We start from the raw sequence: 24,880 nt of genomic DNA on the forward strand, positions 1-24,880 counted from the left end.
TATTAACTTAGTGAAAGTTTTTTTATTAGAAAAATATTCATTGAGAGGGTAATATTGTAGTTGTTCAAATGGTATAATCACTTGGAATGCTTTTTGAAAGGGAAGATTAAATGAACAAAACGCTCCGATTTTGGATACTCACACTGACCACTTTTACAATGATAGCCATACTAAGTAGCTCCCTTTTCTCTAGTTATCTAGTTACAAAGAAAAGTTTAATAGAAAAATCATTAGAGCAAAACGAAGTGTATGCACTAAAACTATCGAAAATGTCCGAAGAAGTTTTTAAGGCAATGCAAGCAAATTTAGATGCAAGAAAGCCTGATGTAATTGAACATATCGATAACCCAGAGGAACTAACGAAAATTCTAGATCAGTTATTAATAAGCGGCAAAAATTTCAATTCACTTTCTGTTATTGGAAAAGATAGTGTCGCTATAGCTACCTCACCAAATGTAGGTATTACAGGCAAAAAAATCGAATCACCAGGGGTAAAAGAAGCACTACAAAAAAAAGAAGGCATTATTACGAAACCATATAAAGCCATGACAGGTAGGCTTTTAATACTCGTATCCACGCCGTTATTTGATGATTCGAATACATATCTTGGTATGTTAAATGGGACTATATATTTACAAGAAGATAATTTCATTCAAAATATTTTAGCGGAGCATTTTAGTGAAGATGGCTCCTATGTTTTTGTAGTGGACGAGCAAGGCACATTAATCTATCATCCAGACAAAACAAGAATAGGAGAAAATGTAAGTGAAAATAGTGCGATTCAAAGCATATTAAATAAAAAAAATGGAGCTCAAGAAATATATAATACAAAAGGTGTACATTTGTTAGCTGGCTATTCATATATTCCAGAAAGTAAGTGGGGAGTTGTTTCCCAAACCCCTTATGCAAGTAGTCTACAACCGCTAAGTGGGATCATGACGAAAATGTTTTTTTACTCACTTCCATTTGTAATTTTATTTTTTATGTTAGCATATTTATTATCGGAAAAACTTGCTTCACCTTTGAAAAACTTAGCGATTTCAACGATGAATTCTCACTTAGAAGATGTATCTGTAGAAAAATTACAAATTTCAAAATGGTATTTCGAAGCAAAGCAATTGACAGAAACAATGGAGAGTTATCGAAAACTTCAAGAAGAGATGGTTGCTAATTTTAAGGATTTGTCGTTAACAGATCCGCTTACTGGTTTGAAAAATAGAAGATATTCTGAGTTATTCTTTGCTGAATTATTGGAACAGAACAATTCTTTTTCTATCATTAGCATTGATATTGATCATTTTAAACAGGTGAATGATCAATTTGGTCATCAAACAGGCGATGAGACATTACAGTTTCTAGCAAGCAAAATGATGTCAAATGTTTCGGAAAAGGATGTTTGTGTCCGACTTGGTGGAGAAGAGTTTATTATCATATTACCAAATTGCTCTTTAGATGAGGCATATATTCTAGCAGAAAAATTTAGAAATGAAATAGAAAATAGTGTACTTCCGATGAACAGAAAGATGACGATTTCTGCTGGTGTTGGGGAGTATAAGGCAAATAAAGAAAACGTCAGTGAACTTGTGAATCGAGTGGATGAGGCTTTATATATGGCCAAATCAGAAGGTCGAAACAAGACAGTAATTTCTAATTAAACAATTGAAAAATGAAAAGGCTTTTGCGAAAAATTGCTAAAGCCTTTTTTTTGTAATTTAATATTGACATATAAATGAAAATGATTATCATTATTACATGAACATATCAATGGGAAGAAGGATGAAATATGAAAAAGAACGCATTAATTTCTTCATTATTTATAACGAGTATATTATTAACAGCATGTGGAAATGCCGATGAGAAAGCTACTGAGGATAAGAATACAACTGGACAAGCAGTTGATTTAAATAAAGAAATGGATAACTATAAATCATTTGCATTAGACCAGATGGATTCATTTGTAACGGAAACAGAAAAATTTGTGGAAGCTGTTAAAGTTGGAGACATCGAAAAAGCGAAAATAACTTATCCAAATGCGCGAATGTATTTTGAACGAGCTGAACCAATTGCAGAAAGTTTCGGAGATTTAGATCCAAGAATCGACGCAAGACTTGCGGATTTAGAGGATGAAGGAAAAACGGAAAAAGATTGGTCAGGCTACCATAAAATAGAATATGGCCTATGGGTTGAAAATACTACTGTTGGATATGAAGATACTGCGGATCAGTTATTAAAAGATGCAAAAGAGCTGCGTGCACGAGTAGAAACAGTAGATGTTACACCAAATCTTATGATTACTGGAGCAGTAGATTTATTAAATGAAGTTTCTACCTCTAAAATATCAGGTGAAGAAGAAATTTTTTCTCATACAGACTTATATGATTTTAAAGCTAATATTGAAGGTGCAGAAGAAATATTTACAATCTTAAAAAACAAAATAAAAGAAAAAGATGCAAAGCTAGTTAGTGAATTAGATCAAAAGTTTGAAAAAATGAATGCTTTATTAGCCAAATATGAAGATGGTAATGGTGGATATGTGTCTTATGAAGAACTAACAAATGAAGATACAAAAGCACTTTCTGAAGCTGTTAATCAATTAGGTGAGCCATTAAGTAAAATCGGAATCATCATGGAGTGAGATAGATGGGCACTAACCAATCAGACGGTCTATTAAAAAAGAAGATAAATAGAAGACAATTACTGAAGTTGGCGGGAGCTGGAACAGTCGGGGTAGTAATCGGTGCAACTGGTTTAAATACTGTCGCGAGTTCTCTAGGGTACTCAGTAGTCGAAGATGATCTAACTGCGTCTAACAAAGTACTGTTTTATGGAAATCACCAGTCTGGTGTTGCTACAAGCGTACAAAAACACATTTACTTTGCCTCTTTAAGTACAGTCGTCACTTCGAAGGAAGAATTAAAAGAATTATTTCAAATGTGGACACCGTTAGCTGTTAAAATGATGAATGGAGAAGAAATCGCAGATCGAACAACCAATACTTATGTCCCTGCTGAAGACACAGGGGAGGCTGTTGGTCTTTCTGCTTCTAATTTAACGATCACTTTTGGGGTTGGTTCTACGCTTTTTGAGAAACCTGAACTAGGATTAGCGAATCTTAAACCGGAAGAGTTAAAAGTTTTACCTCATTTTCCGAAAGATCAACTCGATGAAAATTATTCAAATGGAGATTTGTGTATACAAGCGTGTGCAGATGATCCACAAGTTGCTTTTCATTCAATACGAAATCTTATTCGTGCAGCTTCCGGAAAGGTAACGTTAAAGTGGGCTCAGGCGGGGTTCAATTCGATTCCGATGATAAAAAATAAAAAACAAACACCAAGAAATTTATTTGCTTTTAAAGATGGTACGGGAAATCCTGATGTCACCAATGCGAATGAAATGAACGAGGTTGTTTGGGTTCAATCTGGTGACTCTGTCCCTTGGATGACTGGGGGAACTTATTTAGTAGCTAGAAAAATTCAAATGCATTTAGAAACTTGGGATCGTACAGCCTTAGGCGATCAAGAGGCTACTTTTGGGCGTCACCGTGATAGTGGGGCACCATTAGGGAAAACTGGCGAGTTTGAAGATATGGAGCTTAATCGAACAGATTCAAATGGAAAACCAGTCGTTCCAATAACTTCTCATGTCCATTTAGCGAAGCAAGTAAAAGATCGAATGCTAAGAAGATCATTTTCTTATTCGAGTGGGATGGATCCAAAGACAGGTGTTTTTGATGCTGGGCTATTGTTTATTTCTTTTCAAAAGCATCCGAAGCAGTTCATCAATATTCAAAATAGCTTAGGTCGCGTTGATAAACTAAATGAATATATTACCCATCGAGGCAGTGCCATTTTCGCATGTTTCCCTGGTATTGAAAAAGGGAGTTTTATCGGTGAATCACTTTTTAAAGCATAAATTAACTATCTTATTATTGGCTGTATGTATGTTATTTGTCGTACATGCTTTGCCAGCTCAGGCAACTACTTCTTTTGGTGAATTGTATATTACCATTAGTGATGCAATAATGGAAACCAAAAAAGATGAGGACACAAAAGCAAAAGAAGCACTAGAATCCTTTGAAAAACAATGGATAGAAATGAATGTTTCAACTAGTGAAGCAGTAAAACAAATAAACGATGCTTATACAAAAGCTTCCACAGCAAAAAACGCGGAAGATCGTTTAGCGAATTTACAAATGCTTGCAAAGGGTTTAGCAGCATTCGAAAAAGAGCAAAATCCAGTAGATGAGATTGCTGAAAGAAAAAATTTTGGCACAAAGATGCAATCAGCTATTGATAAATTAAATGATGTTATTGTTACAAATGATCAAGCAACTATTTTAGTAGAATACAAAAAATTTATCGCTTCGTGGAAAAAACAGGAACGTCCAGTCCGAGAGCTTGATATTGCAAGTTATGGAAAAATAGAAACGCAACTAGCGTTTATGCGTATTACATTAGCGGAGGAGCAATTCGATGTAGACCAGCTTCAAGGTCAGTTCAATACGTTAATAAAAGCTATCGATGATTTTGCTGCTGGGAAAGAAGTGCAGGGATCGACAGGCAATTACTCGTTAGCTACTTTAGTTGGATTACTGAAAGATAGCAAGGATTTGATTGGCGAAGCATCGTATGAGGACGCAGCCAATAAATTAGTAGAGTTTATTGAAATTTGGCCAAATGTCGAAGGAGATATTCGTACTAAAAATGCAGGACTTTATACGAAGATTGAAAGTAATATCCCGTTGCTTGTAAGTGATCTTTTTAAAGAAACAGTGGATGAACAAAGCGTTACTGCATCAGTTAATTCATTTATAAAAGAGATTGAATTAATGCAAATAGCCTCAAGTTATACGTATTGGGATTCTGCTTTAATCCTACTTCGCGAAGGTTTGGAAGCATTACTTATTATAATTGCTTTAATTGCTTTCTTAAAGAAAGCAAATCAAGAAAATCAGACGAAGTGGATTTATGTTGGAGCTTTTACTGGACTAGTTGTTAGTGCGATAGCAGCTATCATTCTTTCCACTATTCTTCAAACGATTTCCGCAGGTACAAACAGGGAAATAATGGAAGGGTTCGTTGGATTAGGAGCAGCAGTTCTCATGATAGGTGTTGGAATGTGGTTACATAATAAGTCTAGCATTAACGCTTGGAATAAATATATTCAAACTCAAATGAATCATGCTATCTCTACTAGTAGTATTTTATCGATGGCTTTTGTTAGTTTTCTGTCTGTTTTTAGAGAAGGGGCAGAAACGATTATTTTTTATGCCGGTATTGCACCTAAAATGTCGACACTCGAATTGAGCTTAGGTATTGTTATTGCATTAGTTATATTAACTATTTTTGCAGTGGTTTTAATGAAAGTAAGTGGGAAAATTCCTATACATCGCTTCTTTATCGTAGCGACGGTGCTTCTTTATGTATTAGCATTCAAAATTATTGGGGTCAGTGTGCACACGTTGCAGTTAAGAAGTGTGTTTTCAATGTCTATAGTGGACCATTTACCAGTTATTAGTTCGATTGGTTTCTATCCGACATGGGAAACGATTATTCCACAGATTTTATTATTAAGCGTAGTCATTTGGAATATGCTTCGGAAAAAATAAAAAAGAAGTTTTTCTCGCAAGTATCGCGGAAAAACTTCTTTTTTACTTATTTTTCTTTATTAAATACAAAACACCTTCAACAATCAGACCTATCACTAAACCGAATGAAGTAAAAATGAATAAAGAGAGAATACCGACCAAATCACCCCATTGTTCCTTTCCGACAAGAAACGAGCGAAATAATTCAATGAAGCCGATTGCAAGTCCTAATGTAAAAATGTAAAAAGCTTTGTGTAATCTATACATCAGAGTAGCGCCTGCTATAACTCCTACTGCTACTGAAAACGCAGCGAACGCAACGAAGTTCATCACGACTAAATCTTGACCAAGCACATATCTTACACCTAAAATAAGTAAGAACATTGACAAAACTATCATAATACCTGCAATTTTATTGTAATTTTTCAGCAAAATAATTCCCTTCCTTCTATTTACTAATCATACTGGAAATCAAGTTATTTTCCAACATATGAACTATTTGTGAAAGGAATGATATGAATGGCAGAACATTATTTTCATTTAAAAGCAAACTGGCCAGGTAATCGAAATGATGTAGGAGAAATTCAGGCAAAACAATTGTACACGAAAATATCGATACCGAAAGAAATGGATGGTCCTGGAATTGGTACAAACCCGGATGAAATGCTTCTTGGAGCAGCTGCAACCTGTTATATTATTACACTTGCAGCGATGCTAGAACGTAGTAAAATCGTGAAGCGGTCATTGGATATGGATTCAACTGCAATTGTAGATGTGACAAATGGTGTGTTTACGTATAAAAAGATAATCCATCGTCCAACAATCGTTATCGAAAATGAAAAGGATTTAGTGATGACTAGGAAGTTAGCCGAAAAAGCAGAAAAGTCATGTATGATTAGTCGTGCAATACAAGGAAATGTGGAATTACAATTAGAACCAACTATTTCTGTTCGTTTGGAAAAGTAAACTAAAATGCCCTCTGACCGTATAGAGGGCATTTTTATGTTAAATTACATAGGCAAATACGCAGATAAAGTGACTAATCGTCCCTAATAAGATGAAAATATGAAAAACTTCATGAAAGCCTAACTGTTTGATGAATGGTATATTTGGTTTCACACCGTAAACGATGCCTCCAATAGTATAAAATACGCCGCCTAATATTAGATAAAAAAGACCTCCAGAACCAAGTGCATCTGCTAGTGGGGATGCCAAAAACACGATAATCCATCCCATTCCAATATATAAAATAGTAGAAACCCATCTTGGGCAATTGAACCAAATCATTTTAAACAATATCCCACTAATCGCCATAATCGAGATAATACTAAACAGTGTATAACCAGTACCTCCCTTTAATGCGATTAAACAAAAAGGAGCATATGTACCTGCTATTAATAAATAGATCATCGAATGATCCAATCGTCTGAGCAGGTGAATAACCTGATCTTTTGCGATGACCATATGATAAGTTGCGGATGAAGCGTACAGTAAAATGATACTGACTCCAAAAAGCACGAGTGCTGTAATAGTTAAACCTGATGCATTTAGTGTTATCCCTTTCACAATCATTGCGATTAGTGCAAGAACTCCGAGTATTGCACCAAAGAGATGTGATAAACCGTTAAATGGTTCCCTAATATAATTCTCCAATAAAATACCTCCATAACATTATATAGTTTTTATAACTACTTAATATAATACGTTCATCTCAATAGCTAGTCAATGTTTACTGAACAACTATTTTGCGTTACGATATTAACAAGCAAGTATCGGAGGAATTTACATGAACAAATCAGAAGAAATCGTAAGTAAGCTTGGGCTTGAAGTCAACATTCATGCAGAGGAAATACCGGACATTGATTTATATATGGATCAAGTTATTCAATTATTTGATTCGAAATTTAGTCAGACACTCAGGAATACGGATGAAAAAGTTTTAACAAAAACGATGATAAATAACTACGCTAAAGGGAAATTATTCATACCTATTAAAAACAAAAAATACTCGAAGCAGCATATTATGTTGATTAACTTGATTTATCAATTAAAAGGTGCGCTTTCCATTAACGATATTAAGACGACCATGGGCCCTATTAATGAAAAAATAGGAAATGATGATTTTAGTTTAGAAAATTTCTATTCTTACTCAATAGCGTTGCAACAAGGAAATGCGCAAAACTTTTTAGAAGAAATAAAAGCACATGAACAGGAAATTGAGCAATTCGATATTAACGGCGATCTGAAGAAATTACTTTTTATCACCTCACTCGCCAATATGAGTAATGCATACCGAAAAGCGGCAGAATTATTAGTCGACGAATTGATAGTAAATAAAAAGGAGGAAAATAAATGAAAACGCTTTGGACAGACGGACCTATCTTTACAATGGATGTAGAAGGAGCAATAGTAGAAGCTGTTTTAGTAGAGAATGGGAAGATTATTCAAGTTGGAACTAAAGATGAATTACAACATTTAGCGGATCAAATTCATTCATTACAAGGTGCCGCGATGTATCCGGGTTTTGTGGATAGTCATATTCACCTAATTGGACATGGAGAAAAATTAGCTTATTTAGATTTGTCCACTTTTACTTCTATTCAAACAATCGTGACAGAAGTAGCCAAACGTGTGAAAAAAGGGGAATGGTATGTTGCTGAAGGTTGGAACGATAATAAATTAATAGAAGGTCATCCAATCACTTGCAAAGATTTAAATGAGATGAAAGAAACTCCTATCGTCTTAAAGCGAATTTGTAGACATGTACTCGTGGCGAATGCTAAAGCAATGGAGTTAGCAGGAATCACAAAAGACACACCAAATCCTGTAGGCGGTATAATTGGTAAAGATGAGTACGGGAATTTAAATGGACTTTTTTACGACGAAGCACAACAATTAATCACGTCCCATATTCCTGCAGTAACATCCGATTATTTGCACCATGTTATTCAAGCAAGTGTCGCCGACTTGCAATCAAAAGGACTAACGGGAGTGCATACAGAGGATATGGCGTATTATGGTCCATACACTGTTCCACTAGAAGCATATCGCCGTACAATAGGTACGAATTTTCGAATCCACTTACTTCGCCATCATGAAGTATTTGAGCAGATGCAAGGGGAAGAATCGGCCGACTTTATTGAATTTGGTGCGATGAAAATATTTATTGATGGGTCACTTGGAGGACATACAGCTTTACTTTCAGAAGACTATTCAGACTCTCCTGGGAATAGAGGAGTTGCCGTCCACGATAGTGAAAAATTAGAGAATCTCGTGAAGTTAGCAAGGAAATATAATGAAAATATTGCTGTCCACGTTATTGGTGACAACGCTGTAAGAATCATCTTAGATTTAATCGAAAAGCACCCGGTTCCAAATGGCAAAAAAGATAGACTCATTCATGTAAACGTGCTATCAGAAGACTTAATCAACAGAATGGCAAAATTACCAATAGTCTTAGATATTCAGCCGATGTTCGTACCGTCCGACTTTCCATGGGTCATCGATCGTATAGGTGATGAACGTTTAACATGGGCATATGCTTGGAAAACTTTATTAGATAAAGGGTTTGATTGCTCAGGAGGCTCTGATTCACCTATCGAGCTTGCAGATCCTTTACTTGGGATGGATGCTGCTGCAAACAATGTATACTTGCCTAAACAGGAACTAACAGCGTTTGAGGCTATCTCGTTATTTACAACAGGAAGTGCTAAAGCAATTGGAAAAGAGCATGTACGTGGCAAAATCATGATTGGTTATGATGCTGATTTTACAATTGTCGACCAGTTGTTAACAAAGGATACGTTTGCATCATCCAAAATAATACAAACAATTGTAAATGGCGAAATTGTTTTTAGTAGAAAAAAATGAAACTATTAGTCTTTTTCAATCGTAAATAAGAAAAAAGAAGAAAGGAGTACGATGTACCATGCAAAATACAGGTTTAAAAATTTTACTACACGCAAGTACTTGGTTCGCTCCGTTTCTCGTTCCTTTCATTTTGTATTTGGTTGTAGATGATGACGAGATTAAAAAGCTTTCCATTCAAGCGGTGCTATTTCAGCTAGTGATGTATGTATTAATCACTGTCTCTATATTATTAATTATTTTATTAATAGGTATCCCGATGGTCATTATTTTTGGTATAATGGCATTTGTTGTTCCAATTATCGGAATAATTAAAGCGATTAATGGAGACACATTTAACTATCCGATTGTTGGTTCTTGGATTAAATAAGTCTCCTAATATAAAAGGGGAATCAGTATGAGTACTAGAATTGGTATTGATGCAGGTGGGACGTTAACGAAAATAGCTTATTGGGATGAAAAAAAGGAAATGTCATTTCGAAGTTTCCTTTCATCCGATTTTAAAGCAGTAAAGGATTGGCTTGATACAAACCACTCGTTAGCTTCTATCTGCCTTACTGGTGGTCGAGCAGAACAATTAAAAAAATATCTTTCTTCAAAAAATGAAATCCCTTACATAGTGGAATTTGACGCGACGATGAACGGAGTCATGTACCAGCTAAAGGAAGATGTGATTTCCAGTGATTCCGCAATTATTGCAAATATTGGGACAGGAACATCGATACATATCATGCAAGGAGACTCACATAGTCGCTTAGGAGGGACAGGCGTTGGTGGAGGAACACTTGTAGGTTTAGGATCCGCTTTAACTGGTATTATGAACTACAAAGATATAATCAAGCTATCTAATGAAGGAAAGCGGAATTCTATCGATATTTTAGTAAGTGATATATATCAACACAATAAACTTCCTATTAAAGGTTCTTTAACAGCAAGTAATTTTGGTGGGGTAGCGTTAAAATCTGATGAAGCTAGAAACAGTTCTGATTTGTTAGCTGGAGTGCAAGGAATTATTGGAGAAGTAGTTGCAACGCTATGCATTCAAGCGGCTGATGCGCATCTTCTTGAGGATATTATCTATATAGGTTCTACATTAGAAGAAAATAAATTACTACAAGAAATTATTGAATCATATACGATTTTAAAGCAGAAAAAACCAATCTTTTTGGAAAAACACGGTTATAGTGGAGCAATTGGCGCATTACTAGAAAACAAATAAAAAGAATGAGGTATAACTGTTGCATTTTGGGAAAGCGCGTGTTATATTAAAAGAGGATTATTTTTGTTCGGTTAGTTAGTAGGTGGCAACACTTTTACTTAACAGTGTTGAGCAAGGATAGTAACAAAATGTGTGCGTAAAATTGCACACGAGGAGGAAACACACATGGAACAAGGTAAAGTAAAATGGTTTAACTCAGAAAAAGGATTCGGATTCATCGAGCGCGAAGGCGGAGACGACGTATTCGTACACTTCTCAGCTATCCAAAGCGAAGGTTTCAAATCTCTTGACGAAGGTCAAGAAGTAACTTTTGAAATCGAGCAAGGCCAACGTGGTCTTCAAGCTACTAACGTAGTTAAAGCTTAATTTTAAACCTAAACTTTAACAGACTCTCTTAGGGGAGTCTGTTTTTTTGTGTATGAAGAAATATTAAATTTATATATGTTATGATAAAAACGATATAATTTAAGTTTAGGGGTAGAGGAAATGAAAAAGTGGAAGAAAGAAATTAGGATAAACGTTCCAATCGAATTTGCTTGGACTTATTTTTATGGCGATGTGGAAAAAAAGAAAAAAGTCTTTCCAAAAATAGTGGGAGAAGAATTTACGGAGCAAACGGAACGAGTAATTGGATCTGTTATCCTTCAGACGTATCAAAATGGTTCATTAACGGAACAATATGAAATAACGATTAAAAAATATGTAGATGAACAAAACTATAAAATGATCCAGGAAAGCTTTTTGTTAAATGATCGTTTTAGGATGACTATCGACTATGAACTGTTAAGGGAAGATCATACAACGACCAAGTTCATCTACACATCTATAAATAAGCCCAAAAATCCGCTCTTTAGCATCTTTCAATTGTTTGGAAGTGACGAAGTAGTAGTGAACTTTATGAACCGTACCAAAGAGACAATTGAATCCGCGTACAAAACAACTGCCAATTAACTTTTCGGCAGTTGTTTGAATACGGCTTCCCTAGCTAATGCATGAGCCGCTTTGTTTTGGTCATCGGGAATCCATTTTATAAAAAATAAATCAAATGTATCGATAATCGCTAAAATTTTTTCTAGTATAGCCGCAAATTCTGCATTCTTTGCATATCGCTTCTCAACCGCAGCAAGCACGATTTGAGAATCTGTCCGGACAGAGACAATCGTAGGAGACAGCTTTTGTGCTTCTTCTAATCCTTTTAGTAGTGCAAAAAATTCTGTCGTATGATTCGAGTAATGGCCGATGAACTCGCTAAACTTCAAATGATGTCCTTCTCCTTTAATGAAAATGCCTACACCACTTGGACCTGGATTTCCAGTAGTCGAGCCATCAATATAAACTTCTAACATGCGAATCCCCTTTTTTCAAATGAATTAAACTTCTGTTTTAGTTTGAACGATTTATAGCATACTTGCAAACAAAAGAAACATAATAGTACAATTATGAAGGTAGCGAGGAGCGTAATGAATGAAAAATACACAAATCATAAATGAAATTGATCATATATTGCAAACATATTGTGACGGCTGTTTTGTCCGAACACAACTTCGAAAAGAAAAGGGGAAGGCGAAAGCACACCAATTTTGTATTCGCGGCTGCACGGTTGGAGAAGAGATAAAGCAAAAAGGAGAAAAACTTTGATAAAAAAAACCCACGACCATTCGTCGCAGGAAGAATCGTTTCTAACTATTTTTAATAACGTTTGCAGCTTGAGGTCCACGGTTTCCTTCAACAATTTCGAACGTAACATCTTGTCCTTCTTCGAGTGCTCGAAATCCATCCCCTTGAATACCTGTAAAATGGACAAATACATCTTCTCCATCATTATACTCGATAAATCCATAGCCTTTTTCATTATTAAACCATTTTACTTTCCCCTGTTGCATAAACGTTCCTCCCTCAGTCCACTAAAAATTCTGATAATGGATAATTATACTATACATTAATTGACATCTATCGTCAATAATATGTCGAAATTGACCTGTTTTATTCACTTGATCCAACGTATAATAAAAGAAAAAGGTTGGGATACATATGAAAGTTAACGCTGAGCCGCTATCCGATTTAAGTATAGCCAAAAATGCCAAAATGCAACCAATTCGGAAAATTTCGGAAAAATTAGGTATTCCAGAAGATGCTTTAGAGCAATATGGTAACTACAAAGCTAAAATTGATCCAACGAAGATAGCAGTTAAAACAAATTTAGGTAAAGTTGTGCTCGTCACTGCAATAAGCCCGACAGCAGCCGGCGAAGGAAAATCCACCGTAACCGTTGGATTGGCAGATGCAATGAAAAAAATAGGACAATCCGTAGTAGTAGCGCTCCGTGAACCATCGTTAGGCCCGGTAATGGGTGTTAAAGGCGGAGCAACTGGAGGTGGCTTTGCACAAGTTTTGCCTATGGAAGAAATAAATCTTCACTTCAATGGCGATTTACATGCAATTACAACAGCGAATAATGCATTAGCTGCGATCATTGACAATCATATTCACCAAGGAAATGAATTGCAAATAGACCCACGAAGAATTATTTGGAAACGAGTGCTTGATATGAATGATCGTGCACTACGCCATATTACAATTGGTCTCGGCGGTCCTTCACAAGGAGTTCCACGTGAAGATGGGTTTGATATTACTGTAGCCTCTGAAATCATGGCAATTCTTTGCTTGGCAAAGGATTTGAAAGATTTAAAGGAAAGGCTAGCACAAATGGTTATCGGTTATACATATGCAAAAGAGCCAATAACTGTGCGTGCTTTAGGTGTGGAAGGTGCTCTTACTTTATTATTAAAAGAGGCTTTAAAGCCGAACCTTGTGCAAACAATCGAAGGAACACCAGCTTTTATACACGGTGGCCCATTTGCCAATATTGCGCACGGATGTAATTCTATTATTGCGACGAAAACGGCGATGAACGTAGCGGATGTTGTCGTGACAGAAGCAGGATTTGGTGCAGATCTAGGTGCTGAGAAGTTTATGCATATTAAATCCCGACAAGGAAATCTATCCCCTGATGCTGTTGTCATTGTTGCAACAATTAGAGCACTTAAAATGCAAGGTGGAAAACAAAAAGATTTGTTAAAGGAAGAAGACATACACGCGCTTCTTAAAGGGACTAATAACTTAGAAAAACATATAGAAACGATTCGAGCATTTGGCATTGAGCCTGTTGTCGCGTTGAATAAATTCTTCAGCGATACAGATGGAGAACTAAATGCATTACTAGCTTGGTGTGAAGAAAGAAATATAGCCATTGCTTTAACCGAAGTTTGGGAAAAAGGTGGAGCAGGTGGAATCGAGCTGGCAAAATTAGTATTAACGGAATTAGAAAAACCATCTAACTTCGCCCCTTTATATAGTGTTTCCGATACGATTGAACAGAAAGTTCGAACGATCGTGCAGCAAGTATATGGTGGAAAAGATGTTGTATTTACAGATGCAGCGAAAAAACAAATCGATCAAATTACTGCATATGGATGGGATGCCCTGCCGATTTGTATGGCGAAAACACAATATTCTTTATCCGATCAACCAAAATTATTAGGAAGACCAACCGACTTTACCATTACCGTTCGCGAAGTAATTCCAAAACTAGGTGCAGGGTTTTTAGTATGTTTAACTGGAGATATTATGACAATGCCAGGACTACCTAAAAAACCATCTGCATTAAATATGGATATTTCAGAAGATGGACATGCAATTGGATTATTCTAACTTCTTTCAGTAAGTTTGATTAAACTAGAAAAGACTGCTTAAATAGCGGTCTTTTTCAGTTTTATTCGTTATAATGATAAAGGAAGAACAAATAAGGGGTAAGAAAAATGAATCCAATACAACAATGCGAACAATTAGTAAAAGAAGTGTACAAGCATTTTGATGCAAGTCATGACTTCCAACATATTGAAAGAGTGCGCAAAAATGCGTTCGAAATAGCAGCGGCAGAACCTTATGTGGATCTAGAAATGATTGAGTTAGCAGTATTGTTACATGATGTCAGTGATCCTAAATATGTATCAAATAGTGAAAAACAAGAAGAAGATATAATTATGAAGCAACTTTCTTTACCTGCTGAAAAAGTGAAACAATTGAAAACACTTATTAGATCCATTTCATTCAATGGAGGAAATGAAGTAGTTGCTGATTCAATTGAAGCTCAAATTGTCCGAGATGCGGACCGGTTAGATGCAATAGGTGCTGTAGGTATTGCGCGTATGTTTGCATACGGAGGAGCAAAGGGTAGAAAGTTATACGATGCAGATGAAACGCCAAGAGATAATATGTCCGTAGAAGAATATCGCACAAAAGAGACAGCATCTGTGACGCATTTTCACGAAAAATTATTAAAGTTAGCGGACGGAATGCTAACGAAAAAAGGAAAAGAACTTGCAAAAGAAAGACATGCATTTATGGAAATATTTTTGCAAAACTTGAGAAAAGAAACAGGGGAACATATATGAGTCATTTAATCATTTCAAACTTAACAAAAACAGTTGGAGAGAAAACACTGTTTGAAAATATAGCATTTACTATTAACAATCAAAATAGAGCAGGACTAATTGGGATTAATGGAACTGGTAAATCTACCTTCCTATCGATCGTTGCTGGTCAATTAGAAGCGGATTCTATTGATCGTGACCATCCAAACAAGTACCGAATTGCGTATTTAGAGCAACAACCAGTATTTGAAAAAGATGAAACAGTATTACAAACAGTATTTAGTGGAGACTCACCCATATTAAAAATTAATCGAGAATATGAAGAAGCACTACTAGCTTTAATGGAAGATTCGGGTTCAACTGAACGTCAAAATAAGCTTATGGACTTACAACAACAGATGGATAATCTTCAAGCTTGGGATGTTAATGCGCTTGCGAAAACTGCATTAACGAAACTTGGAATAACACAATACGAAGACTCTATTCTTCATTTATCAGGTGGGCAACAAAAAAGAGTAGCACTTGCGAAAGTACTGATCGAACCAGCTGATTTACTTCTTTTAGATGAGCCTACGAACCATTTGGACAAAGATTCGACGGATTGGTTACAAGATATGCTTCAACGAGTGGAAGGTTCTATTATTTTTGTTACACATGATCGTTATTTTTTAGATGCAGTGGCTACGCATATATATGAATTAGCAGATAAAACACTATACACACATACAGGGAATTACGCAGACTATTTGGAATCGAGAGCATTACGAGAAGAGATGAATGCCGCATCCCAACAAAAACTTCAAAACTTGTACCGCAATGAGTTGAAATGGATCCGAAGAGGCGCTAAGGCAAGATCAACCAAACAAAAGGCGAGAAAAGATCGTTTTGAAGAAATAGATTCCAAAATTGATCGTAATAATTCCATGCAAAATCTCGATTTAGAGATGGCGACAACTAGACTAGGAAAACAAGTATTAGAAGGAGTTAATATTTCCAAAAAATTCGATTCGAAAAAAATTGTAGAAAATTTTTCTTTTCTTTTACAAGCTGGAGATCGAGTTGGAATCGTTGGTCCGAATGGCGTAGGGAAAAGTACACTACTTAAAATGCTAGCAAGAGAAATTCCGATGGATTCCGGTGAAATTATAGTAGGTTCAACTGTTAAGCTAATGCACTTTTCTCAGCAGTTACCGAAGTTGAATGAACAGATGAGAATGATAGAATATGTACGAGAGTCTTCGAATTTAATCGAAACGGGCTCTGGTGAAAAGTTTTCGGCAGCGCAAATGTTAGAACGGTTTTTATTCCCATTAAACACTCATGGTACGCAGATTGGGAAGCTATCTGGTGGAGAGAAAAAACGATTAGTATTATTAAAAATGTTAATGGAGCAGCCGAATGTTCTCTTTTTGGATGAGCCGACGAATGACTTAGATATTCAAACATTATCTGTACTAGAAGATTTTATGGAATCATTCCGAGGAGTTATTGTGACGATTTCCCATGATCGTTTTTTCTTAGATCGTATAGCGAAAAAACTATGGATATTAAACGGTGATGGTTCTGTTAATGAGTGGTTAGGAGTTTATTCTGATTACTTGGAAGTTGCCAAAGTTGTCCCAAGTGAAATAGTGGAAGAAGTAAAAGAAGTGCTTCCTGTTAAAGCAGCAAAAGATAAAAAGAAAATGTCTTATAAAGAGCAGCGTGAATGGGAAACAATCGGTGAGGAGATTGAAAAAACAGAGCAGCTAATTACACAATTAGAGGAGAAGATATTAACTGCAGGATCCGATTTTACTCTTTTGCAGGAATTAACGGACAAGCTAGAACAAACTAATAGCACCTATGAACAATTAATAGAGAGATGGTCTTATTTAGAAGAAATTGCTTCGTCTTAATCTTATTTATTGGAGGGATATATGATGAAAATAGTTACAATTGAGCCAACACCAAGTCCAAATACGATGAAAGTAGTCATCGATCAAGAACTACCATTCGGCAAAAGTCATAACTATAAAAAAGACAATATTGAAGGTGCTCCAAAAGAAATTCAACAACTATTTGCAATCGAAGGTGTTAAAGGGGTCTATCATGTAGCGGACTTCTTAGCAATCGAGCGTATTGCTAAGTTTAGCTGGGAATCGATTTTGGCTTCCGTCGAAAATGTATTTGGAGCAGACAATGAAGAGAACACAAGTGAAAAGGCATTAGACCATTACGGGGAAGTATATGTACATGTGCAACAATATAAAGGAATCCCCCTTCAAGTAAAAGTGTTTGATAGTGAATCCGAATCACGTTTTGGATTGTCCGACCGTTTTACCAAGGCTTTAGATGAAGCGATGGAAGGAGACAAAGAAAACTATATAATGCTTCGTAAATGGGTAGATTATGGCGTTCGCTACGGTGAACAAAAAGAAATCGGCGAACAATTAGTAAAAGAATTAGAAGCAACCTTCCCAGAAAGTAAACTTCAACAACTAATCGAAGAAAAAGACCATCATGCAGAAGAGAAAGCGGCTGTTCGAGTTCCTTTTACATTAGCGCAATTTGAAGTAAGCGAATGGGAAGAAAGATTCCAACTACTAAATAATTTGATCAACCCTGAACTAGATGACTTACCGATTTTGGCAAAAGCAGTACAGGATGAACAAGTATCCATCCGCCGACTAGCAACTGTATATCTTGGATTAATAGAAGATGAAGCGGTTATTCCATATTTAGAAATAGCTTTAAAAGATAAAAGTGGGGCAGTACGAAGAACAGCAGGAGACGCAATGAGTGATCTTGGTTTTGAGCAATTCGCAGATGCGATGAAAGTTGCCCTCTTTGATAAAAACAAACTCGTTCGCTGGCGAGCAGCAATGTACTTCTATGAAGTAGGCGATACCGATGCACTTCCGGCATTAAAAGAAGCAATGGAAGATAAAGAATATGAAGTAAAATTGCAAATCCGTATGGCAATTGCTCGAATTGAAGGCGGGGAAGAAGCAAAAGGATCCGTTTGGAAGCAAATGAGTGAAGCTAGAAAGTAAGAGCGATGATTAATACTATTCTGTTATTCCTTATAGTGCACATATAATTCAAGTCTCACTCTATTTAGAGTGAGACTTTGTTTAACCGATTTAATATCTTCAACCGAACCTCTGCACAATGTTAACTGTTCAGGTGTGCTATTTGATCACCTTTTCCGATAATAAGAATTCCATCTACCATTTTAGAAAATAATCTAGAATGAATTGTTGGAAATTTTTCACTGCAGGTGATAGATAGCGATCTTCTACTCGTGCCATACCAATCACACGTTCACACGTCATATCTTGAATTCGTAATTTAGCAATTTTGTTTGGATTTATTTCTTCTCCATCCGGTAATATTGAAAAACCAAGACCTGCGGATACAAAACCAGCGACAGTAGCAACTTCATCTCCTTCAAAAGTAATATTCGGTAATAAGCTAACATCGGAAAAGATACTATCCGTAGTTTTTCGTAGTGCGTATCCTTTTTTCATCGAAATAAAAGACTCGTGTACTATTTCATTTAACTTAATACTTTTGCGGTGTGCAAGATAGTGATTGATTGGAACAATGACAAACAACTCATCTCGCCATAATTCTGTCCAAGCAATTGTTTTTTCATAGTCAATAGATGCGACTAAGCAAAGATCCAATTCCCCTGATTTTAGCTGTTTTAATTGAGTATGGGTATGATTTTGTTTCAATAGGAACGTAATGCAAGGGAATTTTTCGTGAAATGCTCGAATGATATTTGGAACTGTACTTGTACCTAGCGTATGTAGAAAGCCGAGCGATATTTCTCCTTGCTCGGGATTGGTTAGTTGTTGTATATCATTTAACCCATCGCTCATTTCATTCATAATTCGGTTTACTCGCCCTAAAAACATTGTTCCGTAGCGATTTAGAATAATTGAGCGACCTTGTCTGTCAAAAAGTGGAACACCAATTTCATCTTCTAAACTTGCAATGGAACGGCTTAATGCGGGTTGTGAAATAGATAGTAGTTCAGCGGCCCGTGTCATATGCTGAACTTTTGCAAGCGTTTGAAAATATTCTAAACGTTGCCATTCCATAAAAACACCTCTCTTTTCAATCGATACCTTTTATGCATTATAATGATAAAAATAATAAATTATACTTTATGAATTGTCAATGATAGGATTAGGATTAATAAAACTAATAAGCTATCAAACAAAAGGGGATATTCCAATGAAAGTAGTCGCACCTAAATCATTTACATTCGTAGGAGGAAATCGAGCAGTACTTTTACTCCACGGATTTACTGGTAGTACGAAAGATGTAAAGCGATTAGGAGAATATTTGCAGAAAAAAGGATTCACTTGTCACGCACCGATGTACCGCGGGCATGGTGTGGCGCCTGAGGCATTACTAGAAACAACTCCTGCAGAGTGGTGGCAAGATGTGGTAGATGGTTACAATTATTTGAAAAATCAAGGATATGAAGAAATTGCAGTAGCTGGTATTTCTCTAGGGGGCGTATTTTCTTTAAAAGTAGCGGAAGAATTTCCAGTCAAAGCAATTGTCTCTATGTGTGCGCCGATTAAACGGAGTAACACGAATGGTTTGTTTGATCGATTATATAATTATGCGAAAGTGTATAAATCATTTGAAGGTAAATCTCGAGAAGTCATTATTCAAGAACTAGAAGCATTAAAAAATAGTCCTATGGAGTCTTTAAGTGATGTTCAATCATTCATTGAGGAAGCTTGCATGGACCTACATACGATTTCTACTCCTACGCTTGTTTTACAAGGTGCATTAGATGGTGATATTTATAAAGAAAGTGCATCATTTATCTTGGAGCAAGTCGAAACAGATAAAAAAGCAATTATTTGGTATGAAGAATCTGGCCATATTATTACTACTGGAAAAGAAAAAGATAAAGTATGCGAGGACGTTTACACATTTTTCAACCAATTAGATTGGACGGAGTCTGTTCGCGCTGTTGTGTAAAATAATTCACCTGATGAACCCTAATTTCAATTTGGCATATATTAAAAATACCATCCATTTTTGTTGGATGGTATTTTTAATATATCTTTCATTAATATTTAAACGTTCTAAACGCTTCTGCGACTTTTTGCGCGAAGGATAAAGGATGTTCCACAGATTGGAAATGAACGTATAAAATAGGCGGATGAGTGAACATCCAGTGATTATGTATAGCGCTAACAATTAAATTATTTTTCACAAGTACTTGAACAAATGCTGGTAGCTCTTCTTCCAATAAAACGACTTCCCCAAGATTGAGTGCATTCCCTGAGTGATCCATGGATTCAAATGTAATTCCCGCTGGTAGAGCACTATGAGAAGGCCGACCTTGAATTGTGACGGAAAGATGGCGCCCAATCTCTACGGAGCAACCATCTTTTATCAAACGACTTTCTCCATTAATTATCTTGGCATATTGCTCGCAAATAGTGGCAAAGTTCATCGTAAAAGTACCCCCTCTCATTTTTGTTCAATGTATGTACAAATAGACTTGTTTAGAAGCGTTTAAATAATGAGCGATAAGTAAATAATAAAAAGGATAAAAGATGCTAGGGATAACGGAGGAGTAATATGAGCGAAGAAATAATCGAAAAAGAAAGAAATATAAAAGAAGAAGTACATATAAAGTATTATTTTTCTATTCTGTTCACCATATTAGGAACGTTTTCCATTCTTTTATTATTATTTTATAAAATGGACAGTCTCAGTTTATTTACAGTATTACTTTCAATTTCTGCGGGAGGACTTCCGATGGGAGTTATTGGAGCGTTTATCGATTATAAAATATTTGAATATAAGGTGAAAAAACAGTAAAATTGTTTAGACCTTCTTTCCCGCTGCTAATAGGCAGTGAATATTATGCAATGGACGAATATAATAAGTATGAGAGGTGGTTGGATAAATGAGACAGGAGCTTATAAGTGAGGAGAGAAACAGATTAATCGGTCTGCTCTTTTCCTTGGGAGGATCTGTTTTATTTTTAATTGGTTCATTTGTTACGGTTATTGCGGCTTATCAGGGGTATAACAGAGTGAGAACAGAGAGCAATTAATAAAAAATAGGGAATTACTTATTAAGCACCTTGGAAGGTGCTTTTTCTATGTGTAATGTACTATAAGTATAGGCCATCTAAAAAAGATGCAGTAGAAGGAGGGAAAAAGTTGAAATTTTTGAAAATATTTTTAAGTTTTATTATCATAATCGGAATCGTTGGAATCGCTGTATACTATTTTGCACCCAAAATAATTGCTGATCAAGTAATGGAACAAGTAACAGTGGAACTAGAAGATAGTGGCCAGTTGGAAAATATTAAACAAGAGATAAAGAACGATCCGCAATTACAGGCGTTTATAGAAGAGGGGAAAAATATAGATAGTAGTCAGTTACCATTCCAAACAAAAGAGGAAGCAACAAGAGTATTGCTTAAAAAGTTTAATATAAGAGAATTGCAAGAGATACAAGCAAAAGCCAAAAATGGAATGACTGCAGAAGAAAAACAAGCTCTTTATAATCAAATTGAAAGCACCTTATCAGAGGATGAAATGCTAGCTTTAAAGGCAATTTTATACAAGGAATTGTCGAAATAAGACAGTTGAAAAAGACGTAAAACGAAAACGTAGAAGGGACAGGCAAAAGAAACCTGTCTCTAAAGTGTTTAAGATTTTGGCTTTAGTCACGGTAAACATGAAAATTTAGACCTCTATTTCAGCAAATTCATGTATGTTTTTTTCAATATAGTTATTTATTATTCTTAAAGATAGATGACGTATATTTAAATATGGCATAGAGAGATTTGAAAGAAGCCTGAAGTTCTTTGTTTTGGTCTAGTTCATCACGTGTAATCGTAAAGGCTTCTAATTTGTCTGGGTGATTATGTTCTTTTAGCAATAATTCAATCTCTTCAAGAAGTAATAGCGTAGATTCATCCTTAAAATATTTCATGCCAGCTTTGAGAGCTAACCAACTTTTAGGTTGAGCCATATAATAAGCACTCCACCAATAAAATTCGATAAGTGATTTATTTGCATGACCGTAATAAGAATAAAACATAAATAATGCTCTTTGACCTTCAGATAGTTGTTCATAGAATTGTTCTCTAAATTGAGTGAAATTAGAATTTTTCGTTACTTCCCTCTTGTAAAAATCAATAAGTGGTTCAAAGCATTTTTGACTAAGCTCAGATTGGGTAATTAATTCAAAATCTTGTTTTTTAAATCTTACTAGCAAATTAAATCACGCTCCTCACCAAATTATACGACATTTGGTAATTAGTTATGTATCTTTTTATTCCTTTTTTAAGAATATCTCTGGAATTATAAAAACTCACAAAAAATACTGAAACAATGAGAAAATATACGAAAACAGTATAATAGCAAAAGCGATAGAAATGTTGTTATAATAGGACTTGAGAAATATAACGAAAGCAGGCGAAACCATGAACGCATACGATGAATTTATGCCTTCATGGATTTTCAAACTCTTGATATATCAACTTTTATAAAGGATAAATGCGATCTATTTCTGTGGAAAGTCACAAAAAGATAACATTTATCCTTATTTTCTTCCAGAAAGGATTTTTAGGTTCATTAATCTGATAATAATTGTGTAAATTTAGTGTGCATTTTTTGAGAGGCATTTTCTCTCATACCAGATGTTACATGAAGATAAATTTGGGTGGTAGTGTTGGAATTTTTGTGACCAACTCGGTTCATGATGTAATTTAAATCTACCCCAGCTTCGGCGAGCAAACTAATATGTGTATGTCGCAGTATATAAGTGCGAAATTGTTTTTTAATAGAAGTTTTGTTACCTATTCTACGTACCGTTTGATTTAATAATTTGACGGTAGGTGGAACACCATCCTTATCACCAAATACAAACTCTGAAATAATCCATTCACGTTCTTCTCGATATCGATATAGCTCACTTATCATTTCAACGATGATATCGTCTAGGTCAATCACTCGAACACTACTATTCGTTTTTGGAGGAGTTAGTTCAAAATCGCCTTTTCTGTTTGCTTTTGCATACACTGTTTTCGTTATACGTATAATTTTCTTGTCTAAATCTATATCATCTGTTTTCAAGGCAATCGCTTCACCTGGTCGCATCCCTGTAAATGTAATTAGATAAATAAGCGTACGGTACATAATATTACGATACTGATCAACAAAGCTTAAAAAAACCTTTAATTCATTTGTTTCCAAGTACAGTTTAGAAACTTCCTCACCAGTTACTTCTTCCAATTTTATTTTTTGTTTTGGTACAAACACCGCTTCGACTGGATTAATCGAAGTCAATCCTATTTCTTTCGCATACGTAAACATCATTTTAGCAACATTAAGGACACCCCTTAAAGTATTTTGAGATGTTTCTTGTTCAAATAAGTCATTTATAGCCCCTTGTATATCGAGTGTAGTGATAGCGGTCACTCTTTTATTTGCGAAATACCGGTTTAGTAATCCGATGCAGTGCTCACGATATTCATTAGTATTATCTTTGTTACCTCTCAAGCGGTATAGTTCCATCCAGCCAATACCAAAATTATTGAATTTCACTTTAGAATCAAAATTATATGCACTTTTTAATGCTTCGATTGCTTGTTCTACTCTTTCTTTTGCGTGACTTTTACTTTTACCACGGCGCGAAATTTGTTTACGTTCTCCCGTAATAGGATTTGGTGGACCATCCGCTACACATCGCCAGGTTGTTTTATTAAGCTGTTTGAAGTGCATTAGAATCACCGTCCTAGTTATTACTTGATTGAATGAGGTTCCACATGGTTTTTAATTTCTCGACATCTTCTTCATTGTAATGGGGTAAAGACTTATACCACTGCTGCAATGAAGGATTATCTGGGAATGGTTCACTTAATTCAGGGTTGAATTTCTCATCCGCTAAATAGCCTGCTACTTTTATTAACTTCATATAGTCGTATTTATAACCTTTGGCGATTTGCTGCAACGTTTCTGGTGTCGGGTTCATACGTTTACCGGTACGTCTATCTTCGCCTTTTTCTAACATTCCTAGATAGACAAAACTTATATTCATTCTTTTAGCGGCATCACGCAATGATTCATCTCCACGTAATTCTTTAAGCAACACACCCAAATTCAAATAACTCACCTTCGTTTACATAAAAATTTTTATAACATATGAATTCATTCTATTATCATTGTCACAAGATTAAAATTTTGTGGCGGTCTTCTTTGAGTGAGATTTTGTACTATTTGTTATCCGAGCGTTGCTACTCAATAATAGTACAGTTTGCAATTATTCACATACTGGTGTAACCGAGTTTCAGCAAATTCTCTTTCTACGTGAAAGGTTTCTTGTATCATCCAGATGGCTTTTCTATGATTTGTAGGTAAATCTATTCGTTCGAGCATGAAAGTCGGCACGCAAGCATGATAGGCAAAATTTGACGCTTTCCATTCCTGGTATTGCAAATAAGAAGAGGGGAGGACGCGTTGATTTCCGTCGTGCCATTCAATATGGCATAATTCATGTCCGAAATCCTGCCATTGTTCGCATTCTGTCAATCTATCATCTATCAAAATGGCATTTCCTACTGTCATGGATCCATAAGGTAAATAAACAAGTGTCGTTCCCAAACGTGCTGCAATTGATTCCATATCCAATTGGTGCGGCCAGTAAATTCCGATTGAGTTATACATTTTTTTAACGTATTCTTCCATCAAGTTGTAAGTGTATCCCATGAAGTTAACTCCTTTCGGAACG

29 protein-coding genes are annotated in these 24,880 nt (G+C 35.6%); 19 read left to right on the forward strand and 10 right to left on the reverse strand.

Annotated features, from left to right (window positions below; genetic code table 11):
• The first annotated feature begins 110 nt into the window (after nt 1-110).
• From ACIQYS_RS09360 to ACIQYS_RS09375, 4 genes are all read left to right on the forward strand, one after another.
• Nucleotides 111-1,655, forward strand: a complete 1,545-nt coding sequence (locus ACIQYS_RS09360) for a sensor domain-containing diguanylate cyclase (protein ID WP_402978165.1) — start codon at nt 111-113, stop codon at nt 1,653-1,655.
• A 128-nt stretch (nt 1,656-1,783) separates the two neighbouring features.
• Nucleotides 1,784-2,635, forward strand: coding sequence for an iron uptake system protein EfeO (gene efeO / locus ACIQYS_RS09365; protein WP_402978168.1), 852 nt, complete (start codon nt 1,784-1,786; stop codon nt 2,633-2,635).
• A gap of 5 nt (nt 2,636-2,640) precedes the next feature.
• Nucleotides 2,641-3,915, forward strand: a complete 1,275-nt coding sequence (efeB, locus tag ACIQYS_RS09370) for an iron uptake transporter deferrochelatase/peroxidase subunit (protein WP_402978171.1) — start codon at nt 2,641-2,643, stop codon at nt 3,913-3,915.
• Nucleotides 3,893-5,611 carry an FTR1 family iron permease gene (locus ACIQYS_RS09375; RefSeq protein ID WP_402978174.1) on the forward strand — a complete coding sequence of 573 codons (1,719 nt, stop codon included), beginning with the start codon at nt 3,893-3,895 and terminating at the stop codon, nt 5,609-5,611. Before efeB ends, ACIQYS_RS09375 begins: the two co-directional genes overlap by 23 nt.
• Nucleotides 5,612-5,653: 42 nt before the next feature.
• Here ACIQYS_RS09375 and ACIQYS_RS09380 read toward each other — a convergent pair whose 3' ends face one another.
• Nucleotides 5,654-6,022, reverse strand: coding sequence for a hypothetical protein (locus ACIQYS_RS09380; RefSeq protein WP_402978177.1), 369 nt, complete (start codon nt 6,020-6,022; stop codon nt 5,654-5,656).
• Nucleotides 6,023-6,109: 87 nt separating this feature from the next.
• On the opposite strand from ACIQYS_RS09380, the gene ACIQYS_RS09385 reads away from it, so the two are divergent.
• Nucleotides 6,110-6,556, forward strand: coding sequence for an OsmC family protein (locus ACIQYS_RS09385; protein ID WP_402978180.1), 447 nt, complete (start codon nt 6,110-6,112; stop codon nt 6,554-6,556).
• 39 nt (nt 6,557-6,595) lie between these two features.
• Here ACIQYS_RS09385 and trhA read toward each other — a convergent pair whose 3' ends face one another.
• Nucleotides 6,596-7,243, reverse strand: a complete 648-nt coding sequence (trhA, locus tag ACIQYS_RS09390; protein WP_402978183.1) for a PAQR family membrane homeostasis protein TrhA — start codon at nt 7,241-7,243, stop codon at nt 6,596-6,598.
• A 133-nt stretch (nt 7,244-7,376) separates the two neighbouring features.
• Between trhA and ACIQYS_RS09395 the strand changes: the two genes are divergently transcribed.
• The 6 genes from ACIQYS_RS09395 (at nt 7,377) to ACIQYS_RS09420 (ending at nt 11,627) form a co-directional block, all read left to right on the forward strand.
• Entirely contained in the window at nt 7,377-7,946 is a 570-nt protein-coding gene (locus ACIQYS_RS09395) for a DUF1836 domain-containing protein (RefSeq protein WP_402978186.1), read from the forward strand.
• Nucleotides 7,943-9,460 (forward strand): amidohydrolase, encoded by a 1,518-nt coding sequence (locus tag ACIQYS_RS09400; RefSeq protein WP_402978189.1) that lies wholly within the window; start codon nt 7,943-7,945, stop codon nt 9,458-9,460. The genes ACIQYS_RS09395 and ACIQYS_RS09400 overlap by 4 nt, the downstream gene beginning before the upstream one ends.
• 58 nt (nt 9,461-9,518) lie before the next feature.
• Nucleotides 9,519-9,827, forward strand: coding sequence for a magnetosome magnetite crystal formation protein family (locus tag ACIQYS_RS09405; RefSeq protein WP_402978192.1), 309 nt, complete (start codon nt 9,519-9,521; stop codon nt 9,825-9,827).
• A 27-nt stretch (nt 9,828-9,854) separates the two neighbouring features.
• Nucleotides 9,855-10,676 (forward strand): type II pantothenate kinase, encoded by an 822-nt coding sequence (gene coaW, locus ACIQYS_RS09410; RefSeq protein ID WP_402978195.1) that lies wholly within the window; start codon nt 9,855-9,857, stop codon nt 10,674-10,676.
• A gap of 165 nt (nt 10,677-10,841) precedes the next feature.
• Nucleotides 10,842-11,042, forward strand: a complete 201-nt coding sequence (locus tag ACIQYS_RS09415; RefSeq protein WP_053589685.1) for a cold-shock protein — start codon at nt 10,842-10,844, stop codon at nt 11,040-11,042.
• A gap of 120 nt (nt 11,043-11,162) precedes the next feature.
• Nucleotides 11,163-11,627, forward strand: coding sequence for an SRPBCC family protein (locus ACIQYS_RS09420; protein WP_402978198.1), 465 nt, complete (start codon nt 11,163-11,165; stop codon nt 11,625-11,627).
• Here the strand turns inward: ACIQYS_RS09420 and ACIQYS_RS09425 are convergent.
• Complete coding sequence (locus tag ACIQYS_RS09425) at nt 11,624-12,022, reverse strand: reverse transcriptase-like protein (protein WP_402978201.1); 399 nt, start codon at nt 12,020-12,022, stop codon at nt 11,624-11,626. The genes ACIQYS_RS09420 and ACIQYS_RS09425 overlap by 4 nt on opposite strands.
• Before the next feature lie 118 nt (nt 12,023-12,140).
• Here ACIQYS_RS09425 and ACIQYS_RS09430 point away from each other — a divergent pair, with 118 nt between their 5' ends.
• Complete coding sequence (locus tag ACIQYS_RS09430; protein WP_402978204.1) at nt 12,141-12,314, forward strand: zinc-finger domain-containing protein; 174 nt, start codon at nt 12,141-12,143, stop codon at nt 12,312-12,314.
• A 41-nt stretch (nt 12,315-12,355) separates the two neighbouring features.
• On the opposite strand, the gene ACIQYS_RS09435 is transcribed toward ACIQYS_RS09430, so the two are convergent.
• A complete protein-coding gene (locus ACIQYS_RS09435) occupies nt 12,356-12,559 on the reverse strand; it encodes a cold-shock protein (protein WP_142537077.1) in 204 nt (67 codons plus the stop codon).
• Nucleotides 12,560-12,707: 148 nt separating this feature from the next.
• Here ACIQYS_RS09435 and ACIQYS_RS09440 point away from each other — a divergent pair, with 148 nt between their 5' ends.
• From ACIQYS_RS09440 to ACIQYS_RS09455, 4 genes are all read left to right on the forward strand, one after another.
• On the forward strand, nt 12,708-14,387 hold the full coding sequence (locus ACIQYS_RS09440) for a formate--tetrahydrofolate ligase (protein WP_402978208.1): 1,680 nt from the start codon (nt 12,708-12,710) through the stop codon (nt 14,385-14,387).
• A gap of 107 nt (nt 14,388-14,494) precedes the next feature.
• Nucleotides 14,495-15,130 carry an HD domain-containing protein gene (locus ACIQYS_RS09445; protein ID WP_402978211.1) on the forward strand — a complete coding sequence of 212 codons (636 nt, stop codon included), beginning with the start codon at nt 14,495-14,497 and terminating at the stop codon, nt 15,128-15,130.
• Nucleotides 15,127-17,007 carry an ABC-F family ATP-binding cassette domain-containing protein gene (locus ACIQYS_RS09450; protein ID WP_402978214.1) on the forward strand — a complete coding sequence of 627 codons (1,881 nt, stop codon included), beginning with the start codon at nt 15,127-15,129 and terminating at the stop codon, nt 17,005-17,007. Before ACIQYS_RS09445 ends, ACIQYS_RS09450 begins: the two co-directional genes overlap by 4 nt.
• 24 nt (nt 17,008-17,031) lie before the next feature.
• Entirely contained in the window at nt 17,032-18,144 is a 1,113-nt protein-coding gene (locus ACIQYS_RS09455) for a conserved virulence factor C family protein (protein WP_402978217.1), read from the forward strand.
• Between the two features lie 174 nt (nt 18,145-18,318).
• On the opposite strand, the gene ACIQYS_RS09460 is transcribed toward ACIQYS_RS09455, so the two are convergent.
• Nucleotides 18,319-19,200: a LysR family transcriptional regulator gene (locus tag ACIQYS_RS09460; RefSeq protein WP_402978221.1), complete on the reverse strand. Its 882-nt coding sequence runs from the start codon at nt 19,198-19,200 to the stop codon at nt 18,319-18,321.
• 136 nt (nt 19,201-19,336) lie between these two features.
• Between ACIQYS_RS09460 and ACIQYS_RS09465 the strand changes: the two genes are divergently transcribed.
• Nucleotides 19,337-20,101 (forward strand): alpha/beta hydrolase, encoded by a 765-nt coding sequence (locus tag ACIQYS_RS09465; RefSeq protein ID WP_402978226.1) that lies wholly within the window; start codon nt 19,337-19,339, stop codon nt 20,099-20,101.
• Between the two features lie 91 nt (nt 20,102-20,192).
• On the opposite strand, the gene ACIQYS_RS09470 is transcribed toward ACIQYS_RS09465, so the two are convergent.
• The gene (locus tag ACIQYS_RS09470) at nt 20,193-20,582 is read right to left on the reverse strand and encodes a DUF1259 domain-containing protein (protein WP_402978229.1); all 390 of its coding nucleotides are present in this window, start codon (nt 20,580-20,582) and stop codon (nt 20,193-20,195) included.
• 128 nt (nt 20,583-20,710) lie between these two features.
• Here ACIQYS_RS09470 and ACIQYS_RS09475 point away from each other — a divergent pair, with 128 nt between their 5' ends.
• The gene (locus tag ACIQYS_RS09475) at nt 20,711-20,953 is read left to right on the forward strand and encodes a hypothetical protein (RefSeq protein ID WP_402978232.1); all 243 of its coding nucleotides are present in this window, start codon (nt 20,711-20,713) and stop codon (nt 20,951-20,953) included.
• A 347-nt stretch (nt 20,954-21,300) separates the two neighbouring features.
• Complete coding sequence (locus ACIQYS_RS09480; RefSeq protein ID WP_402978235.1) at nt 21,301-21,726, forward strand: hypothetical protein; 426 nt, start codon at nt 21,301-21,303, stop codon at nt 21,724-21,726.
• Between the two features lie 151 nt (nt 21,727-21,877).
• Here ACIQYS_RS09480 and ACIQYS_RS09485 read toward each other — a convergent pair whose 3' ends face one another.
• The 4 genes from ACIQYS_RS09485 to ACIQYS_RS09500 all read right to left on the reverse strand — a co-directional run bounded on the left by ACIQYS_RS09485 (nt 21,878) and on the right by ACIQYS_RS09500 (nt 24,858).
• On the reverse strand, nt 21,878-22,366 hold the full coding sequence (locus ACIQYS_RS09485) for a hypothetical protein (RefSeq protein WP_402978238.1): 489 nt from the start codon (nt 22,364-22,366) through the stop codon (nt 21,878-21,880).
• A 359-nt stretch (nt 22,367-22,725) separates the two neighbouring features.
• Nucleotides 22,726-23,874, reverse strand: a complete 1,149-nt coding sequence (locus ACIQYS_RS09490) for a tyrosine-type recombinase/integrase (protein WP_402978241.1) — start codon at nt 23,872-23,874, stop codon at nt 22,726-22,728.
• A 13-nt stretch (nt 23,875-23,887) separates the two neighbouring features.
• A complete protein-coding gene (locus ACIQYS_RS09495) occupies nt 23,888-24,256 on the reverse strand; it encodes a helix-turn-helix domain-containing protein (protein ID WP_402978244.1) in 369 nt (122 codons plus the stop codon).
• 134 nt (nt 24,257-24,390) lie between these two features.
• Nucleotides 24,391-24,858 (reverse strand): ImmA/IrrE family metallo-endopeptidase, encoded by a 468-nt coding sequence (locus ACIQYS_RS09500; protein ID WP_402978247.1) that lies wholly within the window; start codon nt 24,856-24,858, stop codon nt 24,391-24,393.
• Between the last annotated feature and the right edge of the window lie 22 nt (nt 24,859-24,880).

This window comes from Psychrobacillus sp. NPDC096426, assembly GCF_044762745.1.
Classification (GTDB): Bacteria; Bacillota; Bacilli; order Bacillales_A; family Planococcaceae; genus Psychrobacillus.